The 21,973-nt window shown below is 74.7% G+C and carries 18 protein-coding genes; 14 read left to right on the forward strand and 4 right to left on the reverse strand.

Translation table 11 applies throughout. The features are described 5' to 3' along the window. The first annotated feature begins 38 nt into the window (after positions 1-38). The 7 genes from OCU29_RS20060 (at position 39) to OCU29_RS05200 (ending at position 9,660) form a co-directional block, all read left to right on the forward strand. Positions 39-530 carry a transposase gene (locus tag OCU29_RS20060; protein WP_370463652.1) on the forward strand — a complete coding sequence of 164 codons (492 nt, stop codon included), beginning with the start codon at positions 39-41 and terminating at the stop codon, positions 528-530. Then, positions 527-940, forward strand: coding sequence for a hypothetical protein (locus OCU29_RS05175; protein ID WP_261819059.1), 414 nt, complete (start codon positions 527-529; stop codon positions 938-940). The genes OCU29_RS20060 and OCU29_RS05175 overlap by 4 nt, the downstream gene beginning before the upstream one ends. Positions 941-1,023: 83 nt before the next feature. Beyond that, entirely contained in the window at positions 1,024-1,428 is a 405-nt protein-coding gene (locus tag OCU29_RS05180; protein ID WP_261819060.1) for a hypothetical protein, read from the forward strand. Between the two features lie 109 nt (positions 1,429-1,537). Then, complete coding sequence (locus tag OCU29_RS05185) at positions 1,538-5,098, forward strand: SpoIIE family protein phosphatase (RefSeq protein WP_261819061.1); 3,561 nt, start codon at positions 1,538-1,540, stop codon at positions 5,096-5,098. A gap of 86 nt (positions 5,099-5,184) precedes the next feature. Continuing rightward, positions 5,185-6,846 (forward strand): amidohydrolase, encoded by a 1,662-nt coding sequence (locus OCU29_RS05190; RefSeq protein ID WP_261819062.1) that lies wholly within the window; start codon positions 5,185-5,187, stop codon positions 6,844-6,846. Between the two features lie 148 nt (positions 6,847-6,994). After that, complete coding sequence (locus OCU29_RS05195) at positions 6,995-8,275, forward strand: HNH endonuclease signature motif containing protein (RefSeq protein WP_261819063.1); 1,281 nt, start codon at positions 6,995-6,997, stop codon at positions 8,273-8,275. Between the two features lie 170 nt (positions 8,276-8,445). Beyond that, complete coding sequence (locus OCU29_RS05200; protein WP_261819064.1) at positions 8,446-9,660, forward strand: YibE/F family protein; 1,215 nt, start codon at positions 8,446-8,448, stop codon at positions 9,658-9,660. A 26-nt stretch (positions 9,661-9,686) separates the two neighbouring features. On the opposite strand, the gene OCU29_RS05205 is transcribed toward OCU29_RS05200, so the two are convergent. Then, positions 9,687-10,298, reverse strand: coding sequence for a flavin reductase family protein (locus OCU29_RS05205; protein ID WP_261819065.1), 612 nt, complete (start codon positions 10,296-10,298; stop codon positions 9,687-9,689). Positions 10,299-10,380: 82 nt separating this feature from the next. Here OCU29_RS05205 and OCU29_RS05210 point away from each other — a divergent pair, with 82 nt between their 5' ends. The 3 genes from OCU29_RS05210 to OCU29_RS05220 are packed head-to-tail and all read left to right on the forward strand — an operon-like array spanning position 10,381 to position 13,223. Next, positions 10,381-10,953, forward strand: coding sequence for a thermonuclease family protein (locus OCU29_RS05210; protein ID WP_261819066.1), 573 nt, complete (start codon positions 10,381-10,383; stop codon positions 10,951-10,953). 52 nt (positions 10,954-11,005) lie between these two features. After that, on the forward strand, positions 11,006-12,001 hold the full coding sequence (locus OCU29_RS05215; RefSeq protein ID WP_261819067.1) for an alpha/beta fold hydrolase: 996 nt from the start codon (positions 11,006-11,008) through the stop codon (positions 11,999-12,001). Positions 12,002-12,011: 10 nt separating this feature from the next. Next, positions 12,012-13,223 (forward strand): thiolase family protein, encoded by a 1,212-nt coding sequence (locus tag OCU29_RS05220; protein ID WP_261819068.1) that lies wholly within the window; start codon positions 12,012-12,014, stop codon positions 13,221-13,223. A gap of 66 nt (positions 13,224-13,289) precedes the next feature. Here the strand turns inward: OCU29_RS05220 and OCU29_RS05225 are convergent, their stop codons facing one another. The 3 genes from OCU29_RS05225 to xylB are packed head-to-tail and all read right to left on the reverse strand — an operon-like array spanning position 13,290 to position 16,735. Next, positions 13,290-14,084, reverse strand: coding sequence for a siderophore-interacting protein (locus tag OCU29_RS05225; protein WP_261819069.1), 795 nt, complete (start codon positions 14,082-14,084; stop codon positions 13,290-13,292). A 54-nt stretch (positions 14,085-14,138) separates the two neighbouring features. After that, positions 14,139-15,308, reverse strand: a complete 1,170-nt coding sequence (locus tag OCU29_RS05230) for an ROK family transcriptional regulator (RefSeq protein WP_261819070.1) — start codon at positions 15,306-15,308, stop codon at positions 14,139-14,141. 41 nt (positions 15,309-15,349) lie between these two features. Next, a complete protein-coding gene (gene xylB / locus OCU29_RS05235; RefSeq protein WP_179615173.1) occupies positions 15,350-16,735 on the reverse strand; it encodes a xylulokinase in 1,386 nt (461 codons plus the stop codon). A gap of 193 nt (positions 16,736-16,928) precedes the next feature. On the opposite strand from xylB, the gene OCU29_RS05240 reads away from it, so the two are divergent. From OCU29_RS05240 to OCU29_RS05255, 4 genes are all read left to right on the forward strand, one after another. Next, positions 16,929-18,212, forward strand: a complete 1,284-nt coding sequence (locus OCU29_RS05240) for an ROK family transcriptional regulator (RefSeq protein WP_261819071.1) — start codon at positions 16,929-16,931, stop codon at positions 18,210-18,212. After that, positions 18,209-19,732 carry a sugar ABC transporter ATP-binding protein gene (locus OCU29_RS05245; RefSeq protein ID WP_261819072.1) on the forward strand — a complete coding sequence of 508 codons (1,524 nt, stop codon included), beginning with the start codon at positions 18,209-18,211 and terminating at the stop codon, positions 19,730-19,732. The genes OCU29_RS05240 and OCU29_RS05245 overlap by 4 nt, the downstream gene beginning before the upstream one ends. Further along, entirely contained in the window at positions 19,729-20,808 is a 1,080-nt protein-coding gene (locus OCU29_RS05250) for an ABC transporter permease (protein WP_179615175.1), read from the forward strand. The genes OCU29_RS05245 and OCU29_RS05250 overlap by 4 nt, the downstream gene beginning before the upstream one ends. An 80-nt stretch (positions 20,809-20,888) precedes the next feature. Then, positions 20,889-21,944 (forward strand): substrate-binding domain-containing protein, encoded by a 1,056-nt coding sequence (locus OCU29_RS05255; RefSeq protein WP_261819073.1) that lies wholly within the window; start codon positions 20,889-20,891, stop codon positions 21,942-21,944. Positions 21,945-21,973 lie beyond the last annotated feature (29 nt).

Raw genomic sequence — 21,973 nt, forward strand, 5'->3', positions numbered from 1 at the left:
GTGGCTAAAGGACTGCTTTCACCGGAGGGCTGAACACCGTGCCCCGTGCTTACCCGCCCGAATTCCGCGCCCGAGCCATCGCGCTCTCCCGTGCGGGCAAACCGAAGAAGCAGACCGCTCGCGATCTCGGCATCCACCCCGTCGCGCTGTCGAAGTGGTCAAGCAGGACCGCATCGATCGTGGTGAGATCCCCGGCACGACCACCACTGAGTCAGCAGAGCTCCGAGAACCTCGGCATTAGGGCAGCATCGCCCCGACGCCACCAGCGGCAACGGGCACGGAGCCTGACCGGTCGTTCTCATTGGTCGACGGAAAATCAACAGGAAAGTCCAGGAACCCGCGCGATGTACCGTGACCGAGCGGGAGTGTCGGTGACGATGTTGAACCCCGGTTTCCCCCAGGCCAGAAGGCTTTCTTGCGTTGGGTCGCTGTTGTCGAGGCATGACTACTCGCAAGAGAAGGTCGTCGGTTCGATTCCGACAGGCGGCTCCATGAAGGCCCCCCGGGAAGCGCTCCAGTGCCCCGGGTGAGCGACGCCGTCCTCCGCAAGCAGGTGACCCGCGGCCCGGTGCTCGTGCTCGCCTCGGTGGCGGCGCTGCTCTGGGCCTGGTGGGGCCTCGTGCCGACGCCCCTGTTGCTGCTCCTGCCGGTGGTGCTGCTCGCGGTCGGGGCGTGCTGGGGTCGCCTCCTGCCTCTGCACCCGCGCAGGCACACGTGGGCGCCGCTGGTCGTCGCGCTGTCGACGCCCCTCACGGCCGCCGCGCTGGTCCGCGCGACGCCGTCTGGTGCGGAGCGGGAGCTGGCAGGGGCCTGCGCCGCGCTGTCGGTGGTGCTCGGCGCCATGATCGTGGTCAAGGCCCGTCGGCTGCGCAGCTTCCGCGACAGCATCCGCCCCTGGAGCAGGGAACCGCGGACGAAGGTGGTCGTCGTCACCGACTGAGGAGCGGCCAGGGAGCGCCGGCTCGCAGGGACGTCACGGTGGTCCATCAGGTTCCTGTCAGGTCGGCGGCGCAGGCTCGGTGCATGACATCGGCAGCCCGTCCCCGCAGGACCGCCCGTCTCGCCGCTGCGCTGCGCTCCGTCCCGGCGCGCGGCCGGCGCGCCGCCGTCACCGCGGCGCTCGTCGGCGCGACCCTGCTGGCGGGGCCGCTGCCCGCCGCCGAGGCCGGCACGGCGGCGTCCGCCTCCGTGCCGGTCGTCGACGGGGCCACCCCGGCCGCCCAGGACGAGCTCGCCGCCGGCCTCGCGGCCGAGTACACGGGGGCGGTCGACGCGCAGGACGTGACGGCGCTGGTGCACGGGGTGGCGCGACGCCTGCAGGCCGAGTCCCTCCCGCCGCGGCTGGCGCTGCGGACCGCCGAGGCCGTCAGCCGCCGAGCGCTGACCGACCACCTCGCCCGCGGGACGGCCCTGCCGTCCTGGGGGTGAGGCGGCACCCCCTCCCCAGGGGCGAAGCGCCGCAGCCCCGCAGTGGATACGATCCGGTGCCGCGCAGATGCGCGGGGAGGTCAGCCTCCGCGAGCGTGGAGGCACGACCATGGCAGCGACGGGTGCGTCGGGGGCGCCGTACGGCGCGGGCGAGGTGCCCGACGTGCGCGCCGCCCTGGTGCGCCGGCTGGTGGCCGGCAGCGAGCGCAGCTCCTCGCTGGACCGGCTCTGCGAGCTGGCCGCCGCCCTGCTCGAGGCCGGCTCGGCCCAGGTGTCGCTGATCGGCGAGACGCAGGTCGTGGTCGGCGGTCACGGCGCCGGGAGCGCCCTCGTGGGCATCCCGACCCCGGTCGAGCACTCCCTGTGCACCGTGACCGTCGGGCTCGACGCCCCGCTCGTGGTGCCCGACGCCGCGACCGACGCTCGGGTGGCGGGGCTGCCGCCGGTCGCCTCCGGTGCGGTGCGGGCCTACCTGGGCGTGCCCCTGGTCGTCGCCGACGACCAGGTCGTCGGCGCCCTGTGCGTCTACGACACCCGGCCTCACCCCTGGTCCGACCACGACGTCAGCACCCTGGAGCGGCTGGCCCGCGCGGTCGTCGGGGACCTCGAGCTGGCCGCGACCAGCTCGGACTACGAGGTCCAGCAGGTCGCCTGGCGCCTGGCCACCGACGCGGCGGGCGTGGGCGCCTGGGAGTGGGACCTCGTCTCCGGCGACCTGCGCTTCGACGACCGGCTGCTCGAGATCTTCGGCTTCGACCACGACTCCTTCGGCGGCACGATCGGCGCCTTCACCGACGTCGTCCACGACGAGGACGTGCCGCGGGTCAACGCCGCCCTCGACCGGGCCATCTCCACGTGCGGCGAGTACGCCGCGGAGTACCGCATCCACCTGCCCGACGGCTCGGTGCGCTGGATCGAGGCGCGTGGCCGCGCGCTCGGCGACGAGCAGGGCTCGGCGGTGCGGGTGCTGGGGGCGGCGTACGACACCACCGCCGTGCAGGACGGCGAGGCGCGCGTCGCCCGGGTGCTGGAGTCGATGCCCACCGCGTTCTTCCAGCTCGACCGCGGGTGGCGCTTCGCCTACCTCAACGGCGAGGCCGAGCGGCTGCTCGGCCGCAGCCGCGACGAGCTCGTCGGCCACGACATCTGGCAGTCGTTCCCGGCCGCGGTCGGCAGCGACTTCGAGCACCACTACCGCCTGAGCGCCCGCACCGGCGAGCCGGTGGCTTTCGACGCCTACTACCCCGAGCCGCTCGACGCCTGGTACGAGGTGCGCGCCTGGCCCAACCCCGACGGGCTGGCGGTCTACTTCGTCGACGTCACCGCGCGCCACCGGGCCCAGGAGCAGGTCGCGCGCACGGCCCGCCGCGACGCGCTGGTCGCCACGGTGACCGAGCAGCTCGCCGGCACGCTGGACCTGGAGGAGGCGGTCGCCCGCCTGGGCGCGATCGTGGTGCCGGCCCTGGGCGACTGGTGCGTGGCGACGCTGGTGGAGGAGACCGGCCCGGAGGGACGGCTGCCGGGGCTGCGCGACGTCGGCGGCTGGCACCGCGAGCGTGAGGCCCAGCCGCTCGTGGACCGCTTCGCCGCGGTGCGCCTCTCGCGCCTGGCCGACGACTCGTTCCTGCCCACCGTGCTCGGGTCCGAGGCCCCGGTGGTCGGCGCCGGGGCGACCGAGGGCCTGTGCAGCGTCTTCGAGGAGGGCGAGGTGCACGACCTGGTGCGGGCCCTGGCCCCCGAGCACGTCGCCGTCGTCAACCTGCGGGGTCGTGACCGCGTCGTGGGGCTGCTCACCGTGCTGCGCGACGCCGCGCGCGGTCCCTTCACCGGGGCCGACCTCGACACGCTGGCGCAGGTCGCCGAGCGCGCCGGCCTGGCCGTCGACAACGCCAGGCTCTTCGCCGAGCAGCGCGACCTCGCCGAGGGGCTGCAGCGCAGCCTGCTCACCGCCCCGCCCCAGCCCGACCACCTCGAGATCGTGGTGCGCTACGAGGCGGCCGCCGAGACCGCCCAGGTCGGCGGCGACTGGTACGACGCCTTCGTGCAGGACGCCGGAGCCACGATGCTCGTGATCGGCGACGTGGTCGGCCACGACACCGCCGCGGCCGCCGCCATGGGCCAGGTGCGCAACCTGCTGCGCGGCATCTCGGCCTTCAGCGGGCTGGGGCCCGCCGACGTGCTGCGGGGGGTCGACCGGGCCCTCGACACGCTCGGCGTCGACACGACCGCGACCGCGGTCCTGGCCCGCCTCGAGCAGACGCCCGAGGAGCTGGAGCAGGGCGTCACCCGGGTGCGCTGGTCGAACGCCGGGCACCCGCCGCCGGTGGTCCTGGGGGCCGACGGCAGCGTCGAGCTGCTCTCGGCCGACGACCCCGACCTGCTGCTGGGGCTCTTCCCCGACGCCGAGCGCGGCGAGCAGGAGGTGGTGCTGCCGCGGGGCTCGACCGTCCTGCTCTTCACCGACGGACTGGTCGAGCGACGCGGCGAGGACCTCGACGTGGGCCTCGACAGGCTGCGCCGCGAGCTGGCGAGCCTCGCGGCGGGCGACCCCCCGCTCGACGAGCTGTGCGACCGGCTGCTGGTCCGGATGGTCCCCAGCATGCGCGAGGACGACATCGCGCTGGTCGCGGTCCGGCTCCACGACCAGACGCAGCCCCCGCCCACCGGGCGTGGACGGCGCGCGGGCACGGTCGTGGAGGACCTCGAGTCGCCCGTGGTCAGCGGCCGCATCGTGCGGACCCGGCTGCCGGCGCACCCCTCGGGCGTGCCCGGGGCCCGGCGCTTCGTGCGCGAGGCGCTGCGCGGGCGCGGCATCGAGCTGGTCGACGACGCCGAGCTGTGCGTCGGCGAGCTCGCGGCCAACGCCGCGCTGCACAGCGGGGGCGCCTCCATGGACGTCGCCGTGCGGCTCGACCACGGGGCGGTCACCGTGACCGTGACCGACGAGGGCAGCGTCCCGGCCGACGCCGTGGTCCCGCGCCTCGCCGACCCGGGTTCCTCGTCGTGGGGCGAGCCCACCACCGGGCGGGGGCTCGGCATCGTCGCCGTGCTCGCCGACGACTGGGGCGTCGAACGGGTCCCCGGCGGCACGAGGGTCTGGGCCCGGCTGCTCGACGAGCGGGCCGACAGCGCCGTACGGCCCCCCGACTCGCCGCCGGAGCCGGACCCCGAGCCGGCCGGCGGCGGGCCCGGGACGCAGCCGGTGCTGCTGCGCGGCTGCCCGGTGCAGCTGTGGCTGCGCCAGGACGAGCACATCGACGAGCTGGTGCGCGACCTGCAGCTGCTCTCCGCCACCCACGGGCACGAGCCGGGGTTGGCCCTGGTGGGCGAGGTGCGCGCGCTCCTCGACGTCTTCGCACCCCTGCGCCGCGCGACGCGGCGTCGGGTGGAGGCCGCCCGCGAGCAGGGGCGTACCGAGATCGACGTCGAGGTGTCGCTGCCGGTCGCGGCGGCGGGCCGGGCGGCCCGCCTGGTCGACCTGCTCGCCGTCCCCGACCAGGGGCTCGACGAGGGGCGCCTGCTCACCGTCGGCGCCGAGCCGGAGGTGCAGTGGCTGCGCACCTGGATGATCGCGCAGGTCCGCGCCCAGCTGGAGGACGGCGACGAGCCCGAGTCGTGGACCGACTGGCTGACCCGCACCGCTCCGGGCGTCGAGCAGGGGCAGGCCTAGTCTCGACAGGACCGGCCAGCCCGAACCAGCACGAACCAGCACGAACCAGCACCGATCTCGACCGATCTCGACCGAACGGGGCAGCAGTGAGTGACCTGATCTTCGCCAACGGGCGACTCTTCGACGGACTGAAGTACCACCACGAGCACGCCGTGGGGGTGCGCGGCTCCATGATCCACGCCGTGGGGCCGCTGGAGCGCGTGCGCGAGGAGATGGCCGCGGGCGGGCGGCGCGTCGAGGAGGTCGACGCCGACGGTGGCCTGGTGATGCCGGCCTTCCACGACGCCCACGTGCACCCGCTCATCGGCGGGCTCGAGCTGCGCAACGCGCTGCTCACCAGCTGCAGCAGCGCGGACGAGTGCCTCGAGACGATCGCCGACTGTGCGGCCGAGCAGGACGACTCGCACGGGGACTCCTGGTTCCGAGCAGGCGGTTGGTCGCTGGACCACTTCGACCCGCGCACCGGCCCCACGGCCGAGATGCTCGACAAGGTGGTGCCGCACCGCCCGGCGTTCCTGCCCAGCAACGACCACCACAACGCCTGGGTCAACACCCGGGCGCTCGAGCTGGCCGGCATCGACCGCGACACCCCCGACCCGCCCGACGGGTGGATCGAGCGCGACGAGGACGGCAACCCGACCGGCACGCTGCGCGAGGCCGCGGCCCTGCTGGTGCACCGCCTCGTCGACACCACCCGCGAGGAGAAGCACGCGGCCCTGCTCGACGCGCAGGCGCACCTGCACTCGTGGGGCATCGTGGGCTGGCAGGACGCCCTGGTCGGCGGGTACGCCGGCATCGACGACCCGACCCAGGCCTATCTCGACCTCGTGGCCGCCGACGAGCTCACCGCGCGCGTGCGGCTGGCGCTGTGGTGGGACCGGCACCGCGGCGTGGAGCAGCTCGAGGACCTGGTGGCCGAGCGCGAGCGGCTGCGCGAGGCCGGGCTGGACGCCGGCTCGGTCAAGCTGATGGTCGACGGGGTCTCCGAGACCCTGACGATGGCGGTGGACGAGCCCTACCTCGGGGGCGCTCGCTGCCCCTGCGCCGGTGGCGAGCGCGGGCTGGCCTTCCTCGAGCCCGAGCAGCTCGACGAGGCCGTCACCGCCCTCGACGCCGCCGGCTTCCAGGCCCACTTCCACGCCCTGGGCGACCGGGCCGTGCGTACGTCGCTCGACGCGATCGCCGCCGCCCGCCGCCACAACGGCTGGAGCAACCAGCGCCACCAGCTGGCCCACCTCCAGCTGGTCGCGCCCCGCGACCGCAACCGCTTCCGGCTGCTCGGTGCGATCGCCAACGTCGAGGGCATGTGGGCGCGCTACAACACGCCCGCGGTGCAGATGGTCGAGCCCTACCTCGACCAGGAGCGCCGCGACTGGCAGTACCCCTTTGCCGACATCGTCGACAGCGGCGCGCTGGTGGCCGGCGGCTCGGACTGGCCGATCAACCCGCCCGACCCGATGGAGGGCATCCACGTGCTGGTCAACCGCTCCTCGCGCACCACCGACGAGAGCGACGAGGAGCCGCCGATGCGCGACGAGCAGGGCCTCACCCTGCTGCAGGCGCTGCAGGCCTACACCAGCGGCGCCGCCCACGCGAACCACCAGGAGGACTCCGGCAACCTGCGCGTCGGCGCCTCCGCCGACGTGCTCGTGCTCGACCGTGACCCCTTCGACCTGCACGAGGACGAGATCGGCTCCGCCGAGCCGGTCACGGCCTGGGCCCGGGGCTCCGAGGTCTACCGCCGCTGACGGCCGAGCAGTCACTTTCGAACCCTCGACCGGTCAGTTCGGAACCCTCGACCGGTCACTTCCGAAGCGTCGAAAAAGTTTTCGATCGGCCTGTGGAAAACGGGGTTTGACCTGGTGCTTTGTCGGTGAGCCCTGAGATACTTTGATCATGTCGACCACCGCCGCGCACCCTGTCGGGAGTGCTGTCGCGCGGGTGCGTTCGGTGCTGAGCGAGGTCGCGGGTACGCCGTTGTGGTCGATGAGCCAGGGCGAGGCTGCTGAGGTGCTGGCGGAGGTCGCGCGGGTGGAGGCCATGTTGGTCGAGGTGCGCTCGGGGTTGCTGACCCATGCCGAGACCGTTGGTGTGCAGGAGCGCAACGCCTCGCCGTCGTTGGCGGTGTGGCACTCGAACGTCACTAGGACCACCAAGCGGGAGTCGTTCCGTCAGGTACGCCTGGCCGAGGGACTGGCGCGTCACGTGCTGGTGCGTGAAGCGCTCGGTCGCGGGGATCTGGTCGCGGAGCAGGCGTCGGTGATCTGTACGTCGTTGGACGCGCTGCCCGACGACCTCGACCCGGCGGTCCTCCGAGACGCCACCGAGACTCTGGTGGCGTTCGGCAAGGTGCACGACGCGAAGGCGCTCAGGGTGCTCGGGCGCCGCATCCTCGACGTCGTCGCACCCGAGGTCGGTGAGGCGTGGGAGGCCGAGCTGCTGGATCGTGAGGAGCGCGAGGCCGAGAAGGGCTCGGTGTTCCGGATGCGTGAGGACGGCCACGGTCACATCAGGGGTTCCTTCACGGTGCCGCTGCTCGTCGGGCAGATGCTCGAGCGGGCGCTGCTGGCCTTCGCGGCCCCCAAGCACCAGGTCGCCACCCGTGCCACCGGTGACGACCAGGACGGCCAGAGCGGTTCGGAGGAGGCGGCGGTGCCGGTACGTCGTCCGACCGCGCAGCGCCTGGGGGCTGCGTTCGTGGAGCTGGTGGAGCGCCTCGACCCGGCTGCGCTTCCGCGGGCCGGTGGGGTGAACGCGACCGTGGTGGTGACGATGACGTTGGAGTCGCTGCAGGGTGGGTTGGCCGCGGCCACGCTCGACACCGGTGGTCGGGTGAGTGCTGCGACCGCGCGTCGGCTGGCGTGCGAGGCCGGGATCGTGCCGGTGGTGCTGGGCGGCCGGAGCGAGCCGCTCGACGTGGGGCGCAGCCAGCGGCTGTTCACCGTCCCGCAGCGTCTTGCCCTGGGTGTGCGTGACGGCGGCTGCACCGCGAAGGGGTGCGACGCCCCTCCTGCGATGTGCCACGCCCACCACGAGGACTTCTGGTGCAGGGACGGCCACACCAAGGTGGAGCGGGGGCGGTTGCTGTGCCCCTACCACCACCGACGCATCCACGACCCGGAGTACGAGACCGAGATCGGTGGGGACAACCAGGTCAGCTTCCACCGGCGCACCTAGAAGACACCCCCTGCAGCAACAAGACGCCGTACGCCGTGAACTGGCGCCCACTCGGCGTACGACGTGAACTGGCGCCGACTCGGCGCAGGTGAGGGTGACGTCGCACGGCGTACGCCGTGAGCCCGCGTCGACCCGGCGGGTAGGTTGTGGCGCGTCCGAGACCACGCGGGGTGCGCACGCCCCGCCGCACCCAGGAGTGGCAGCGCATGGGCGGGCACCACCGCAGACCCGACGAGCACGAGCTGGGGCGCACCCCGCGGGCGGCGTGGCTGGTGCTGGCGCCGATCGCGCTGTTGACGGTGGTGGCGATGGCGTGGCTGTGGCCCACCGAGGACCTGACGCCCGCGGAGGGGCAGGGCGGCGCGGCGCAGTACGACGGCACCATCACCGCCATCGAGAGCAGCGAGTGCACCGAGGACCTCACCGACGACGTCAACGGCTGCGGCACCGCCACGGTCGCGCTCGAGGTGCCCGAGGACGACCCGCGCCAGAACCCGGTCGACGAGGCCGAGGTGCCGCTGCCCAACGGGCCGGGCGCCCCCGAGGTCGCCGAGGGCGACGACGTCGTGCTGATCCTCAACGAGACCCCCGACGGCGAGTCCTACGCGATCGTCGACCACCAGCGCGGCACCAGGCTGGCGGTGCTCGTCGGCGCGTTCGTGCTGGCGATGGTCGCCTTCGGCCGCTGGCGGGGGGTGAGTGCGCTGGCGGGTCTCGGGGTCACCTTCCTGCTGCTGCTCTACTTCGTGGTGCCCGCGATCCTCGCCGGCTCGCCGCCGCTCCTGGTCGCGATCGTGGGGTCGGCGGCGATCATGCTCACCGTCCTCTACCTCACCCACGGCCTGGCCGCCACGACCACCGTCGCGGTGCTCGGCACCCTGGCCAGCCTCACCCTCACCGGGGTGCTGTCCGCGCTCGCGGTCTCGGCGCTGCACCTGACCGGCGTCACCGACGACCTCTCGCTGGCCGTGGGGATGACCCAGGGCGTCAACACCGAGGGCCTGCTGCTGGCGGGCATCGTGATCGGCTCGCTGGGCGTGCTCGACGACGTCACCGTCACCCAGTCCGCCACCGTCGCGGAGCTCGCCCGCGCCAACCCGGCGTACGGCGCCCTGCAGCTCTTCCGCGCCGGCAGCCGGGTCGGGCGCTCGCACATCGCCTCGGTCGTGAACACGATCGTGCTGGCCTACGCCGGCTCGGCGCTGCCGCTGCTGATCCTGATCGTGGCCAACACCGAGTCGCTCGGCAGCGTGGTGACCGACCAGATCATCGCCCAGGAGGTGGTGCGCAGCGTGGTGGCCACGCTCGGCCTGGTCGCGGCGGTCCCGCTCACCACGGGCCTGGCGGCGCTGGTGCTGCGCTCCCGGCCGGACCCGCAACCCTGATCCCGCAGGCCTGAGGACGCCCCCGCTCAGGCGGGGCGGGTCATCCGCAGCATCGTGTCGGCCACGAGGTACTCGTCGGTGTAGCCGGCGCGCATCAGCGGCTGGGCCGCGAGGGTGTCGAAGCGGCCGTCGGCGGTGATCATCGCCGGGTCGACGTGCACGCCCACGACCTCGCCGACGACCAGCCACTGGTCGGTATCGGCGCCGTGCCGGTCGCGCAGCCGGGTCGAGTGCACCACGACGCACTCCAGGGAGGCGTGGCTCGCGACCACCCGCAGGGCGCCCACCAGGTGCCCGGGGGCCAGCTCGAGCCCGACCGCCTCGGCCTCGTCGGTGCCGCGCGGCAGCGAGCGCGACGTGGCGTTCATCTGCTCGGCCAGCCCGCGCGAGACCAGGTTCCAGACGAACTCGCCCGACTCCAGGGCCAGGCTCGCGGTGTCCTTCATCCCCACGCTCGAGAACATCACCATCGGGGGCCGGTCGCCCACGGCGTTGAAGAAGCTGTACGGCGCCAGGTTGGTCGTGCCGTCGGCCGTGCGGGTGCTGATCCACCCGATCGGGCGCGGGGCCACGATCGCCTTGAACGGGTCGTGGGGGAGCAGGTCGCGGTCGCGCGCCGAGGGCTCGTAGAACACCATGCGCCCATTGCACCAGCACCGGGCCCACCCTCCTCGTCGGCCCAGCGGCGGCCCGTCGGTGGTGGCTGCCAGGCTGTGCGCCGTGGACGTCAGGTGGATGCCCGTGGCCGGGCTCGCGGTGGTGCTGCTCGCCGGCTGCACCGAGGTCGGTGGGGTGGGTGGGGTCGGCGCCGGCGGCGTCGTGACGGTGCCGGAGCAGGCACCCGCCCCGGTCGGCAGCGGGGGCCGCGAGCGAGGTGAGGTGGTGCGCATCGTCGACGGCGACACGCTCTACGTGCGCGGCGACGGCGACCTGCTGGGCGACGGCGGCGCCGACGGCACGGCGGTGCGGCTGCTGCAGATCGACACCCCCGAGACCGTGGCGCCGGGGTCGCCGGTGGAGTGCTGGGGCCCGGAGGCGTCGGCCGCGCTCGAGGACCTGGTCCCGCCGGGCTCGGGCGTCAGCGTGGAGGCCGACGACGAGCTGCTCGACCGCTACGGGCGCACGCTGCTCTACGTCTACGACACCGACGGCGAGATGGTGAACCTCGCGATGGTGCGCGCCGGGCACGCCGAGGCGGTGCTGTACGAGCCCAACGACCGCCACATCGCCGCCATGCGGGCCGCCGAGAGCGAGGCCCGCGAGGCCGGGCGGGGCCTGTGGGGCGCCTGCTGAGCCGCTACCTGCGACAGTGGAGCCCGCCGTCGCCGCACCGCCCGAGGACCCCATGATCACCCGCACCCCCGTCTCCGCCGTCCGCCTGGGCGGCCGTCCGGACCAGCCGCTGCTGCTGCTGGGCCCCGACCTCGGCACGAGCGCGCAGGCGCTCTGGGCCGCGGCCGCCGTCCACCTCGCCGAGCACTTCCAGGTGGTGGCCTGGGACCTGCCCGGGCACGGCACCAACCGGACCCCGCTCGAGGCGCCGGTGACGGTCGCCGGCCTCGCCGCCGGGGTGCTCGAGGCCGTCGACGCGATGGGCCGGGGTCTCCAGCCGCCGACCTTCCACTACGCGGGCGCCGGGGTGGGCGCGGCCGTCGGCCTCCAGCTGCTCCTCGACGCGCCCGCCCGGGTCGAGTCGGCCAGCCTGCTCGGCGCCGGGGCCGTGGCGCCCGACCCGCTCCCCGAGCGGCCCGCGGCCGCCGCCGACGCCGACACTGAGGCTGACGACGAGGGGTACGCCGCGGTGCGCGCCGCGCTCGCCGGCTTCGACGTACGCGGGCGGCTCGGCCGGATCGCCACCCCCGTGCTCGTCGTGGCCGGCGCTGACGACGCGACGACGCCGGTGGCATCGCTGCGCGAGGTCGCCGACGGCGTGCAGGACGGACGGCTCGAGGTGGTCGCGGGAGCCGGCCGCCTCGTCCCGCTCGACGCGCACGCCGAGGTCGCTCGTCTGGTGCGCGAGCACGCGTTCGGGCCGGCCGCGACGGCCCTCGAGGACATGACCACGCGCTTCGAGGCCGCGGTCGCCGACGTGTGGGGCGCCGTCGCGTCCCGACCGGGCCTCGACCCGCGCTCCCGCTCGCTGGTCACGCTGACCGCCCTGGTGGTCGGCGGCCACCACGACCGGCTGGCGCAGGAGGTGCCGCTCGCGCTCGAGCAGGGCGTCGGGGTCGAGGAGATGACCGAGCTGCTCGTCCAGGCGGCGGTGCTCTGCGGCGTCCCCGCCGCCGAGGCCGCCCTCCGCACCGTCCGGGCCACCCTCGCGGAGCTCGGGGAGGGCTAGCCTCGACGCCGTGACTGCGAGCTACCTCTACGCCACGGCACGGACCCCCTTCGGCCGCTTCGGCGGCGCCCTCGCGGGGGTGCGCCCCGACGACCTGGCCGCGACAGCGCTGCGCGGCGTGCTCGCCAAGGCGCCCGGCCTCGACCCCCCCGAGGTCGACGAGGTGGTGTGGGGCTGCGCCAACCAGGCCGGCGAGGACAACCGCAACGTGGGCCGGATGGCGGTGCTGCTGGCCGGGCTGCCGACCTCGGTGCCGGCGACCACCGTCAACCGGCTCTGCGGCTCGTCCCTCGACGCGGCCATGCAGGCCTCACGCGCCCTCGAGACCGGCGACGCCGAGGTCGCCGTCGCGGGCGGCGTCGAGTCGATGACCCGCGCACCCTGGGTGCTGCCGAAGCCGGAGCGGGCCTTCCCGGCCGGGCACGCCCAGATGGTCTCCACGACCCTGGGGTGGCGCCTGGTCAACGAGCGGATGCCGCCCGAGTGGACCGTCTCGCTCGGCGAGGCCAACGAGCAGCTGGGCGAGCGGTTCGGGATCAGCCGCGAGCGCCAGGACGCCTTCGCCGCCCGCTCCCACCGGCTCGCCGCAGAGGCCTGGGCCACGGGTGCGTACGACGACCTGGTGGTCGGCGTCGACGGTGTCGACCTCGGTCGCGACGAGGGCATCCGCGACGGCTCCACCCCCGAGGCGCTCGCCGGGCTGGCGCCGTCCTTCCGCAGCGACGGCACCATCACGGCCGGCAACGCCAGCCCGCTCAACGACGGCGCCTCGGCGCTGCTGCTCGGCACGGAGGCCGCCGCCGACCGGATCGGTCTCGCGCCGCTCGCCCGGGTCGCGGGTCGCGGGGCGCACGCGCTCGACCCGCAGGACTTCGGGTTCGCCCCCGTCGAGGCCGCGGCCAAGGCCCTGGCGCGCGCCGGCATCGGCTGGTCGGACGTCGGCGCCGTCGAGCTCAACGAGGCCTTCGCGGTGCAGGCGCTGGCCTGCGTCGACGCCTGGTCGCAGCAGGGGGACGTGGACCCCGAGGTCGTCAACGCCTGGGGCGGCGCGATCGCGATCGGCCATCCGCTGGGGGCCTCCGGCGGCCGGGTGCTGGCCACCCTCGCAGCCCGGCTGCGCGCGAGCGGCGAGCGGTGGGGCGTCGCGGCGATCTGCATCGGTGTCGGCCAGGGCCTGGCCGTGGTGCTCGAGAACGTGGCCGACGCCGCCAGCGCCTCCTGAGCCCGCGGGACGTCATGCGCCGGGCACGGACGGACGTCCCGCCCGGATGACGTCCCGGGGCGGGGCTCAGGCGGTGTCACCCTCCATCGCGGTCACGAACTGCTTCTTGACCGAGCGCCACTGCTCGTCGTCCATGCCGCGGCGCCAGTACGGCGAGCACGACAGGTCGGCGCGGGCGACGCCGCGGTCGCGCAGCAGGTGGGCACGGATCGCGCGGATCTCCTCGGCCTCGCCGTGCACGAAGGCGTGCACCCGCCCGGTGGGCAGCTCGGCCTGCTCGACTGCCTCGACCAGCGGCCGGGGCGACCGGGCGCTGCGGTGCACCCACCGCAGGTCGAGGTCCGCGGGGCTCTCGACGGCGATCTCGTGCTCGGGGCCGTCGACGACCAGGAGTGCCACGGCGCGGTCGGCGGGGCGCAGGACCTCCAGCGAGGCGGCGATGGCCGGCAGGGCCGACTCGTCACCGACCAGCAGGTGCCAGTCGGCACCGGGGTCGGGCCGGTAGTCGCCGGCGGGGCCGTTGAAGACGAGCACGTCGCCGGGCTCGGCACGGTCGGCCCACGGGCCGCCGTGCCCGCTGCCGCCGTGCACCACGAGGTCGAGCGTCATCTCGCGCCGCTCGGCGTCCCAGCGGCGCACGGTGTAGCGGCGCCGCAGCGGCCACTGCTCCTGGGGGTGGGTGTCGCGGACCTCGCGCGGGTCGAAGACCGGCCCGTACGTCGCCCCCGCCGGGGGGATGGCGGCGTTGATGTAGCTGTCGGTGCAGTCGGGCATCTCCAGCCCGTCGAGCCCGTCGCCGCCGAGGACGACGCGGACCATGGTGGGGGAGATCTGCTCGGTGCTCTGGACGACGCCGTGCACGGGCGGGCCCCTTTCAGTGGAACAGGTCGCCGAAGCGCTGGAAGTTAGGCAAGCCTAACTCCCTGCCCCTGGCGGAGGGCCACCGGGCGGCGCAGGGGCGTCGAGGGCGGCCTCGCCGGAGAGCACCGCCATCAGCCCGCGCTCCGCGGCCCCCGTGGCGGCGGCGCGGATGCCCAGCGCGCCGAGGCGCAGGTCGGGGACGGGGCGCTGGGCCGGGGCGGAGCGTCGGGCGAGCGCCAGGCGGGCCGGCTCGAGCACGTGGTCGCCCAGGGGCACGAAGTACCCGCCCAGCACCACGACCCGGGGGTCGAGGACGGCGGTCAGGGCGCTCAGGCCCAGGCCGACCAGCTCGCCCAGCCCGCGCAGGGCACCGGCGACGGCCGGGTCGGTGCGCGCACGCACGGCGACCGCGGCGGCGGTCGTCAGCGGGTCCTCGAGCTCCGGCATCCGGGTCGCGCGCAGCAGCGCGTGCAGCCCGATCGAGGCCTCCCAGCACCCGGTGCGGCCGCACCCGCAGACCGCCCGCGGGTCGCCCAGCGGCATGTGCCCCACCTCGCCGGCGAAGCCGTGCGCCCCGGTGCGCAGGACGCCGCGCTCGAGGATGCCCGCGCCGATGCCGACGGTGCCGGTCAGGTAGACCGCGTCGTCGAGCCCGGCGGCCGCACCGTGCCGGCTCTCGGCGAGCGCGGCGCAGTTGGCGTCGTTGGCGATCTCGACGGGGCAGCGGGAGGCGACGACGGCGGCCACCTGGTCGTGCAGGCGGGTGCCGTGCTCGATGCCGAGGTTGGGGGTCCACACCACCTCGCGCCGGTCGGCGGCGATCAGACCGGGCACCGCGACCGTCACCCCGACCGCGGCCGCGCCCGCCGCCTCGACCTGCGCGTGCACCGCCTGCGCCAGGTCGACGAGCGCGACCAGGGGGTCGGGGTCGCGCGAGCGGCGCGACCGGGTCTCGCTCAGCCGGGTCCGGCCCGCCAGGTCGAGGACGACGGCGCTGACGTAGTCGACGTTGACCTCCAGGCCCACCGACACGTGCGGCTGCGACCGGAGCCGCACCGGTACGGCGGGCCGCCCGCGCCCGGCGCGGCTGGAGGCCTCCTCCTCGACGGCCGCCACCTCGAGCAGCTCCGTCACGATCGCGCTGACCGTGGTCTTCGACAGCCCGGTGCGCTCGGCCAGCCTGCTGCGCGACGCCGCACCCTCGAAGCGCAGGGAGCGCAGCACGGCCGCGACGTTGTGCCGGCGCAGCCGCTCGGGCGCGGTCGTCAGGACCAGGCCCCGGTCTGCTCGCGGAGCCGGACGTAGGCCTCGCGCACCTCCGGCGTGGGCTCGGCGGTGAGCGTGCGCGTGCCCGTGGTCGGCCAGGCCGGCGGGGTGGCCGCGCCCGAGAGGGCCCAGGCGGCCTGGCGGGCCGCGCCGCGGGCGACGTACTCGCCCGGCTCCGGGAGCTCGAGGTCGCGGCCCAGCACGGCCGGGAGGATCTGCTGCAGGGCCCTGCTGCGGGTGGCACCCCCGATGAGGAGGACCCGCCCCACCGGGCGGTCCAGCTGCGCGGCCAGGGCGTCGACCGTGTCGGCCAGGCTGCAGCCCAGCGCCTCGAAGGCCGCGCGCGCCAGGTCGGCCCGGTCGGTCGTGGTGGTCAGCCCCGTCCACGTGCCGACGGCGTGCGGCCGGTCGGGGGTCCGCTCGCCGCCGTAGTAGGGCAGCAGGGTGGTGCCGTGCGAGCCCGGCGGGGCGGAGAGCGCGAGCGCCGCCAGCTCGTCGTGGTCGACGCCCAGGAGCCGGGCCTGCAGGTCCAGGATGCGGGCCGCGTTGAGGGTGACGGCCAGGGGCAGGAACCCGCCGGTCGCGTCGGCGAACCCGGTGACCAGCCCCGACCCGTCGTGGACCGCGGCCTGCGTGCGCGCCGAGGCGACCCCCGAGGTGCCGACCGAGATCAGGACGTCGCCCGGCTGCAGGTCCAGGGCCAGGGCGGCGGCCATGTTGTCGCCCGTCCCGGGCCCGACGACCTGGCCGTGCCGCGTCTCGGCGGCGGCCTCGCCGGCACCCGCGACGCGGGGCAGCTCGACCTCGCGGCCCAGGGCGGCGGCCGCGAGCTCGGGGCGCCAGCGGTCCTCCCGGGTGGAGAAGTAGCCGGTGCCGGAGGCGTCGCCGCGGTCGGTGAAGGCCGCCGTGCCCGGCGCCGCCAGGTGCCGGGACAGGTGGTCGTGGGGGAGCAGCACCCGGTGGGTACGGCGCGCCGCCTCGGGCTCGTGGTCGCGCAGCCACCTCAGCTTCGTGACGGTGAAGGAGGCCACCAGGACGCTGCCCACCAGGTCGGCGCACGCCTGGGGGCCGCCCCACTCCTCGACCAGCTGGCGGGCCGCCCCGGCGGAGCGGGTGTCGTTCCACAGCAGTGCCGGTCGCACCGGTGCGTCGTGCTCGTCGAGGGCGACCATGCCGTGCTGCTGCCCGGCCACCGAGACGCCGGCGGCGCGCGGCAGCAGCGGCCCGGCCGCTGCCTCGAGGGCGGTGGTCCAGGCGTGCGGGTCGACCTCGGTGGCGTCGGGGTGCGGGGCCGCGTCCTGGGCCACGACGGTGCCGTCGTCGGCGTCGACGAGCACCGCCTTGGTGGACTGGGTCGAGGAGTCGATGCCGAGCACGAGAGTCATGCCGACGATTTAGTGCGGGTGGTGCACAAAAGTCAAGGCCGGGGCGTCGCGAGCGGGGGTACGCCGACCGTGCCGGTCTGGTCCACCCGCACGCTCAGCGGGCCGCGACCCTTGACGTGATGGTGGTCACTACTTAGTTTGTTGCACCGACAGACAAACTATGTGACCGCCGTCATACCGAGGAGCAGACCCCGTGAGCCGACGCCCGAGCCTCACCGGCAGCAGCGCGACTGCCGACCAGGTCGCCGTGCGCCGGCACAACCTCTCGCTGGTCCTGGGCCACCTGCGCCGCCACGGCGACCGCTCCCGGGCCCGGGTCGCGGAGGAGACCGGCCTGAACAAGGCGACGGTCTCCAGCCTGGTCGCCGAGCTGGTCGAGCGTGGTCTGGTCAGCGAGGGCGAGGCGGAGCGGGGCGGGGTCGGCAGGCCGGCCCAGGCCGTCGGGCTGGACGGTCGCCACCTGGTCGCGCTCGGCGCCGAGATCAACATCGACTACCTCTCCGTCCTGGCCCTCGACCTGCGCGGCGAGCTGGTCGCCGAGCGACGCGTCGCCCTCGACACCGCCGGCATGGAGCCCACGCGGGTCCTGGGCGAGCTGGCCCGGGTGGTCAGGGAGGTGCTCGACGGTCTCGACGGCCGGTCCCGTCCGGTCGGGCTCACCGTCGCGGTCCCCGGCCTGGTCGAGACCGCGACCGGGACCGTCTTCGACGCGCCGAACCTGCGCTGGCAGCGCACGGCGGCCGTGGCCCAGCTGTGCGCCGACCTCGACGCCCCCGACTACCCGGTGACGCTGGACAACGAGGCCAACCTCGCGGCCGTCGCCGAGCTGGCGGCCCGGGCCGACGCGCCTCCGGACGACCTGCTGCTGCTGACCGGCGGCGCCGGCGTCGGTGGCGGCATGGTCGCCGGCGGCCGCCTGCTGCGCGGGGGACAGGGCTTCGCCGGCGAGGTCGGGCACATGCGCGTGGAGCGGGCGGGCACGCGGTGCGGCTGCGGGCGCACCGGTTGCTGGGAGACCGTGGTCGGCCTGCACACCCTGCTGCGCCTGGCCGCCGACGAGGGCGACCCGGTCCGCGACCCGGCGCGCGACCTGGTCCAGCGCCTCGACGAGCTGCGGGGGCGCGCCGCGGCCGGCGACACCCGCACCCTGGCCGCCCTCACCGAGGTCGCGGACTGGCTGACGGTCGGCGCCGGGATCCTGGTCAACGTCCTCAACCCGCAGGTCCTCGTCCTCGGCGGCTACTTCGCCGCCCTCGGGCCCTGGTTCGCCGAGGCGCTCGAGGCGGGCCTCCAGCAGGAGGTCTTCGCCCCCGGCAGCGGCGGCTGCCGGGTCGAGATGTCGACGCTCGGCTTCTCCGCCGCGGTCCGCGGCGGCGCGCTGCAGGCGCTCTCCGTCGTCTTCGACGACCCCACCCGGGCCGGCCTCGCCCCGCCGGCCCGCACCACCGACGACCTCGCGACCGGAGCCACCCGATGACCGAGCAGCCCCGCCCCGCCCCCCTGCTGGAGATGCGCGGCATCACCAAGACGTTCCCCGGCGTGCGCGCCCTGGGCGGGGTCGACCTCGAGGTGCGCGCCGGCGAGGTGCACTGCCTGCTCGGCCAGAACGGCGCCGGCAAGTCGACCCTGATCAAGATCCTCTCGGCCTCCTACCAGCCCGACGAGGGGGAGATCCTGTGGGAGGGCGAGCCGGTCGCGCTGTCGACCCCCGTGGCCGCCATGCGGCGCGGCATCTCCACGATCTACCAGGAGCTCGACCTGGTCGCCGGTCTCACCGTGACCGAGAACATCTTCCTGGGCCACGAGCTCTCGGTGGGCGGCTTCACGCGGGCCATCGCCGCCGACCGCCGCGCCCGTGCCCTCCTCGAGCGGCTCGGCCACGCCGAGATCGACCCGCAGTGCCAGGTCGGCGAGCTGTCGCCCGCGGCGCAGCAGGTGGTCAGCATGGCCCGCGCCCTGTCCCACGACACGCGGCTGCTCATCCTCGACGAGCCGTCGGCCGTGCTGGACCAGGAGGAGGTCCGCAACCTCTTCCGGGTCGTGCGCGACCTGACCGCCGAGGGCGTGGCCATCGTCTACATCTCCCACCGGCTCGAGGAGATCCGCAAGATCGGCGACCGCATCACCGTGCTCAAGGACGGCGTCACGGTCGGGCGCAACCTCGCCGTCGACGCCACCCCCACCCCCGACCTCATCCGCCTGATGACCGGCCGCTCGATCGAGTACGTCTTCCCGGCGCGCTCGGGCGCCGCCCGCCGCGAGGGCGAGCCGGTCCTGCAGGTGCGCGGCCTGGCCTGCCCCGGCATCTTCTCCGGGGTCGACCTCGACGTCCACGGCGGCGAGATCGTCGGGCTCGCGGGCCTGGTCGGTGCCGGGCGCTCCGAGATCGTCGAGACCGTGTACGGCGCCCGCCGGGCCTCGGCCGGGACCGTCACCGTCGACGGACGCCGGCTGCGCCGCGGCTCGGTCGCCGCGGCCGTCGGCGCGGGGGTCGGGCTGTGCCCCGAGGAGCGCAAGAGCCAGGGCCTGCTGCTCGACCAGTCGCTCTACCGCAACATCACGATCTCCAGCCTGGCCCGCTTCGCCCGCGGCGGCTTCCTCGACAGCGGCTCCGAGCGGCGCCGCTCCGAGGAGCTCTGCGCCTCGCTCGACGTGCGTCCCACCGGCGTCGAGCGGGTGGCGCGCACCCTCTCGGGCGGCAACCAGCAGAAGATCGTGCTGGCCCGCTGGCTGCTGCGGGAGTGCCGGGTGCTGATCCTCGACGAGCCCACCCGCGGCGTCGACGTGGGCGCCCGCGCGGAGATCTACAGCCTGATCCGCGGCCTCGCCGACTCCGGTGTGGCCGTCCTGGTGGTCTCGAGCGAGGTCGAGGAGGTGCTCGGTCTCTCCGACCGGGTGCTCGTCGTCCGCGAGGGCACCGTCGTCCACGAGGGCCCGGCCGAGGACATCGACGAGTCCCGCGTCCTAGACCTCGTCATGGAAGGAAACGTCGCATGAGCCACCAGGAGCCCGTGAGCACCACGGCCGCCCCCGGCACCCCGGGCGCGCTGCCGCCGGGGGACCGCGCGGAGGGCACCCGCGGCGGGCCCCGCGCGCCCGGCCGGGGTGGGGGCGCCCAGCGCCTGCGCACCGGGATGGGCCGCAACCTGGGCCTGGTCCTGGCCCTCGCCCTGCTGTGCGCGGCCGGGGTCCTCACCGCCGGCGACCGCTTCGCCGACGTCGACAACGTGCTGACCATCCTGCGCCTGGCGGCCGTGATCGGGGTGGTCAGCGTCGGGATGACCTTCGTGATCACCGGCGGCGGCATCGACCTCTCCGTCGGCGCGATCCTCGCCCTGTGCTCGGTCTGGTCGACCACCCTGGCGACCCAGGCGCTGGCCAACGACGTGCACTGGATCGTCATCGTCTTCACCGCGGTCGCGGTCGGGGCCGGGTGCGGCCTGGTCAACGGGGTGCTCATCGCCTACGGCAAGGTCGTGCCGTTCATCGCCACCCTGGCCATGCTGGCCAGCGCCCGCGGCCTGGCCGAGATCATCTCCAACCGCCGCACCCAGATCGTGCAGGTCCCGGAGTTCCGGGACTTCTTCGGCGCCGACGTGCTCGGCGTGCCGGTGCTGGTCCTGCTCTTCCTGGTCGTGGCCGCGCTCGGCTGGGTGCTGCTGAACAAGACCACCTTCGGCCGGCGCACGCTGGCCGTCGGCGGCAACCCCGAGGCGGCCCGGCTGGCGGGCATCCGGGTGCAGCGCCACACCGTGATGCTCTACGTGCTCGTCGGCGTGTGCTGCGGCATCGCCGCGGTGATGCTGGTCTCGCGCACCACGACCGGCAGCTCCACGCACGGCACCCTCTACGAGCTCGACGCCATCGCGGCGGTCGTCATCGGCGGCACCCTGCTCTCGGGCGGGCGCGGCACCATCGTCGGCACCGTCCTGGGCGTGCTCATCTTCACCACGCTGTCGAACGTCTTCACCCTCAACAACCTCTCGATCTCGGCCCAGTCCGTCGTGAAGGGCCTGATCATCGTCGTCGCCGTGCTGCTCCAGCAGCGCCTGGCCGAACGCAGTCGCACCTAGCGCTGCGCCCGCCCCTCCCGTCCCGTCCTTCTCGGGCACCACCACACACCCGTGACACACCACGTCCCAAGGAGCTCGTCATGTCGCACCGTCCCGTCCTGCGCCGCACCCAGATCGGCCTGGCCGCCGCCGCCACCTCGCTGCTCGCGCTCACCGCGTGCACCAGCAACACCACCGAGTCCAGCGAGGCCGCCACCGGCGGCACCTCGCAGGCCGAGGCGGGCTCCAACGACGAGGCCGGCGAGACCGTGGTCATCGGGTTCTCCGCCCCCGCCGCCGACCACGGCTGGATGGCCGCCATCACCGACGCCGCCAAGAGCACCGCCGACGGGTACGACGACGTCGAGCTCAAGGTCGCCGAGGGCACCAATGACGTCAACCTCCAGATCAGCCAGGTCGAGACCTTCATCAACGAGGGCGTCGACGCCATCGTGCTGCTGCCCTTCGACGGCGCGGCGATGACCCCGGTGGCGCTCAAGGCGATGGCGGCCGGCATCCCGGTCATCAACGTCGACCGCGAGTTCAACGACCCCAACGCCGCGCGCGTGACCGTGCTCGGCGACAACTACGGCATGGGCGTCTCGGCCGGGCAGTACATCTGCGAGCAGGTCGGCGACGACGCCGACGCCGTGGTCGCCGAGATCGCCGGCATCGACTCGCTGCCGCTGACCCAGGACCGCAGCCAGGGCTTCGAGGACGCGCTCGCCGAGTGCGGCCAGGACGTCGACAACCGGGTCGCCGCCGACTTCACCGTCGAGGGCGGCGAGAAGGCCGCCGCGAACCTCCTGCAGGCCGCGCCCCGCATCGACGCGGTGTGGAACCACGACGACGACCAGGGCGTCGGTGTCCTGGCCGCCATCGAGAACGCCGGGCGCGACGAGTTCATCATGGTCGGCGGCGCCGGCTCGGCCAACGCGATGCGCTCGATCCAGGCCGACGACGGGGTGCTCAAGGCCACCGTCATCTACCCCTCCACCCAGGGCGCCGACGGCATCAAGCTGGCCCGCCTGCTGGTGCAGGACAAGGCCATGAGCGACACCGTCGAGGTCGAGGTGCCCCGCATGCTGCAGCTCTTCGCGCCGGTCGTGACCCAGGAGAACGTCGACGAGTTCCTCGGCTCGGCCTTCGAGTCCTGAGCCGCCGGCCCGGTCACCGCTCCACGCAC

Origin of the sequence: Nocardioides sp. OK12 (assembly GCF_024341885.1) — a bacterium.
In the GTDB taxonomy this organism is placed as follows: Bacteria; Actinomycetota; Actinomycetes; order Propionibacteriales; family Nocardioidaceae; genus Nocardioides; species Nocardioides marinisabuli.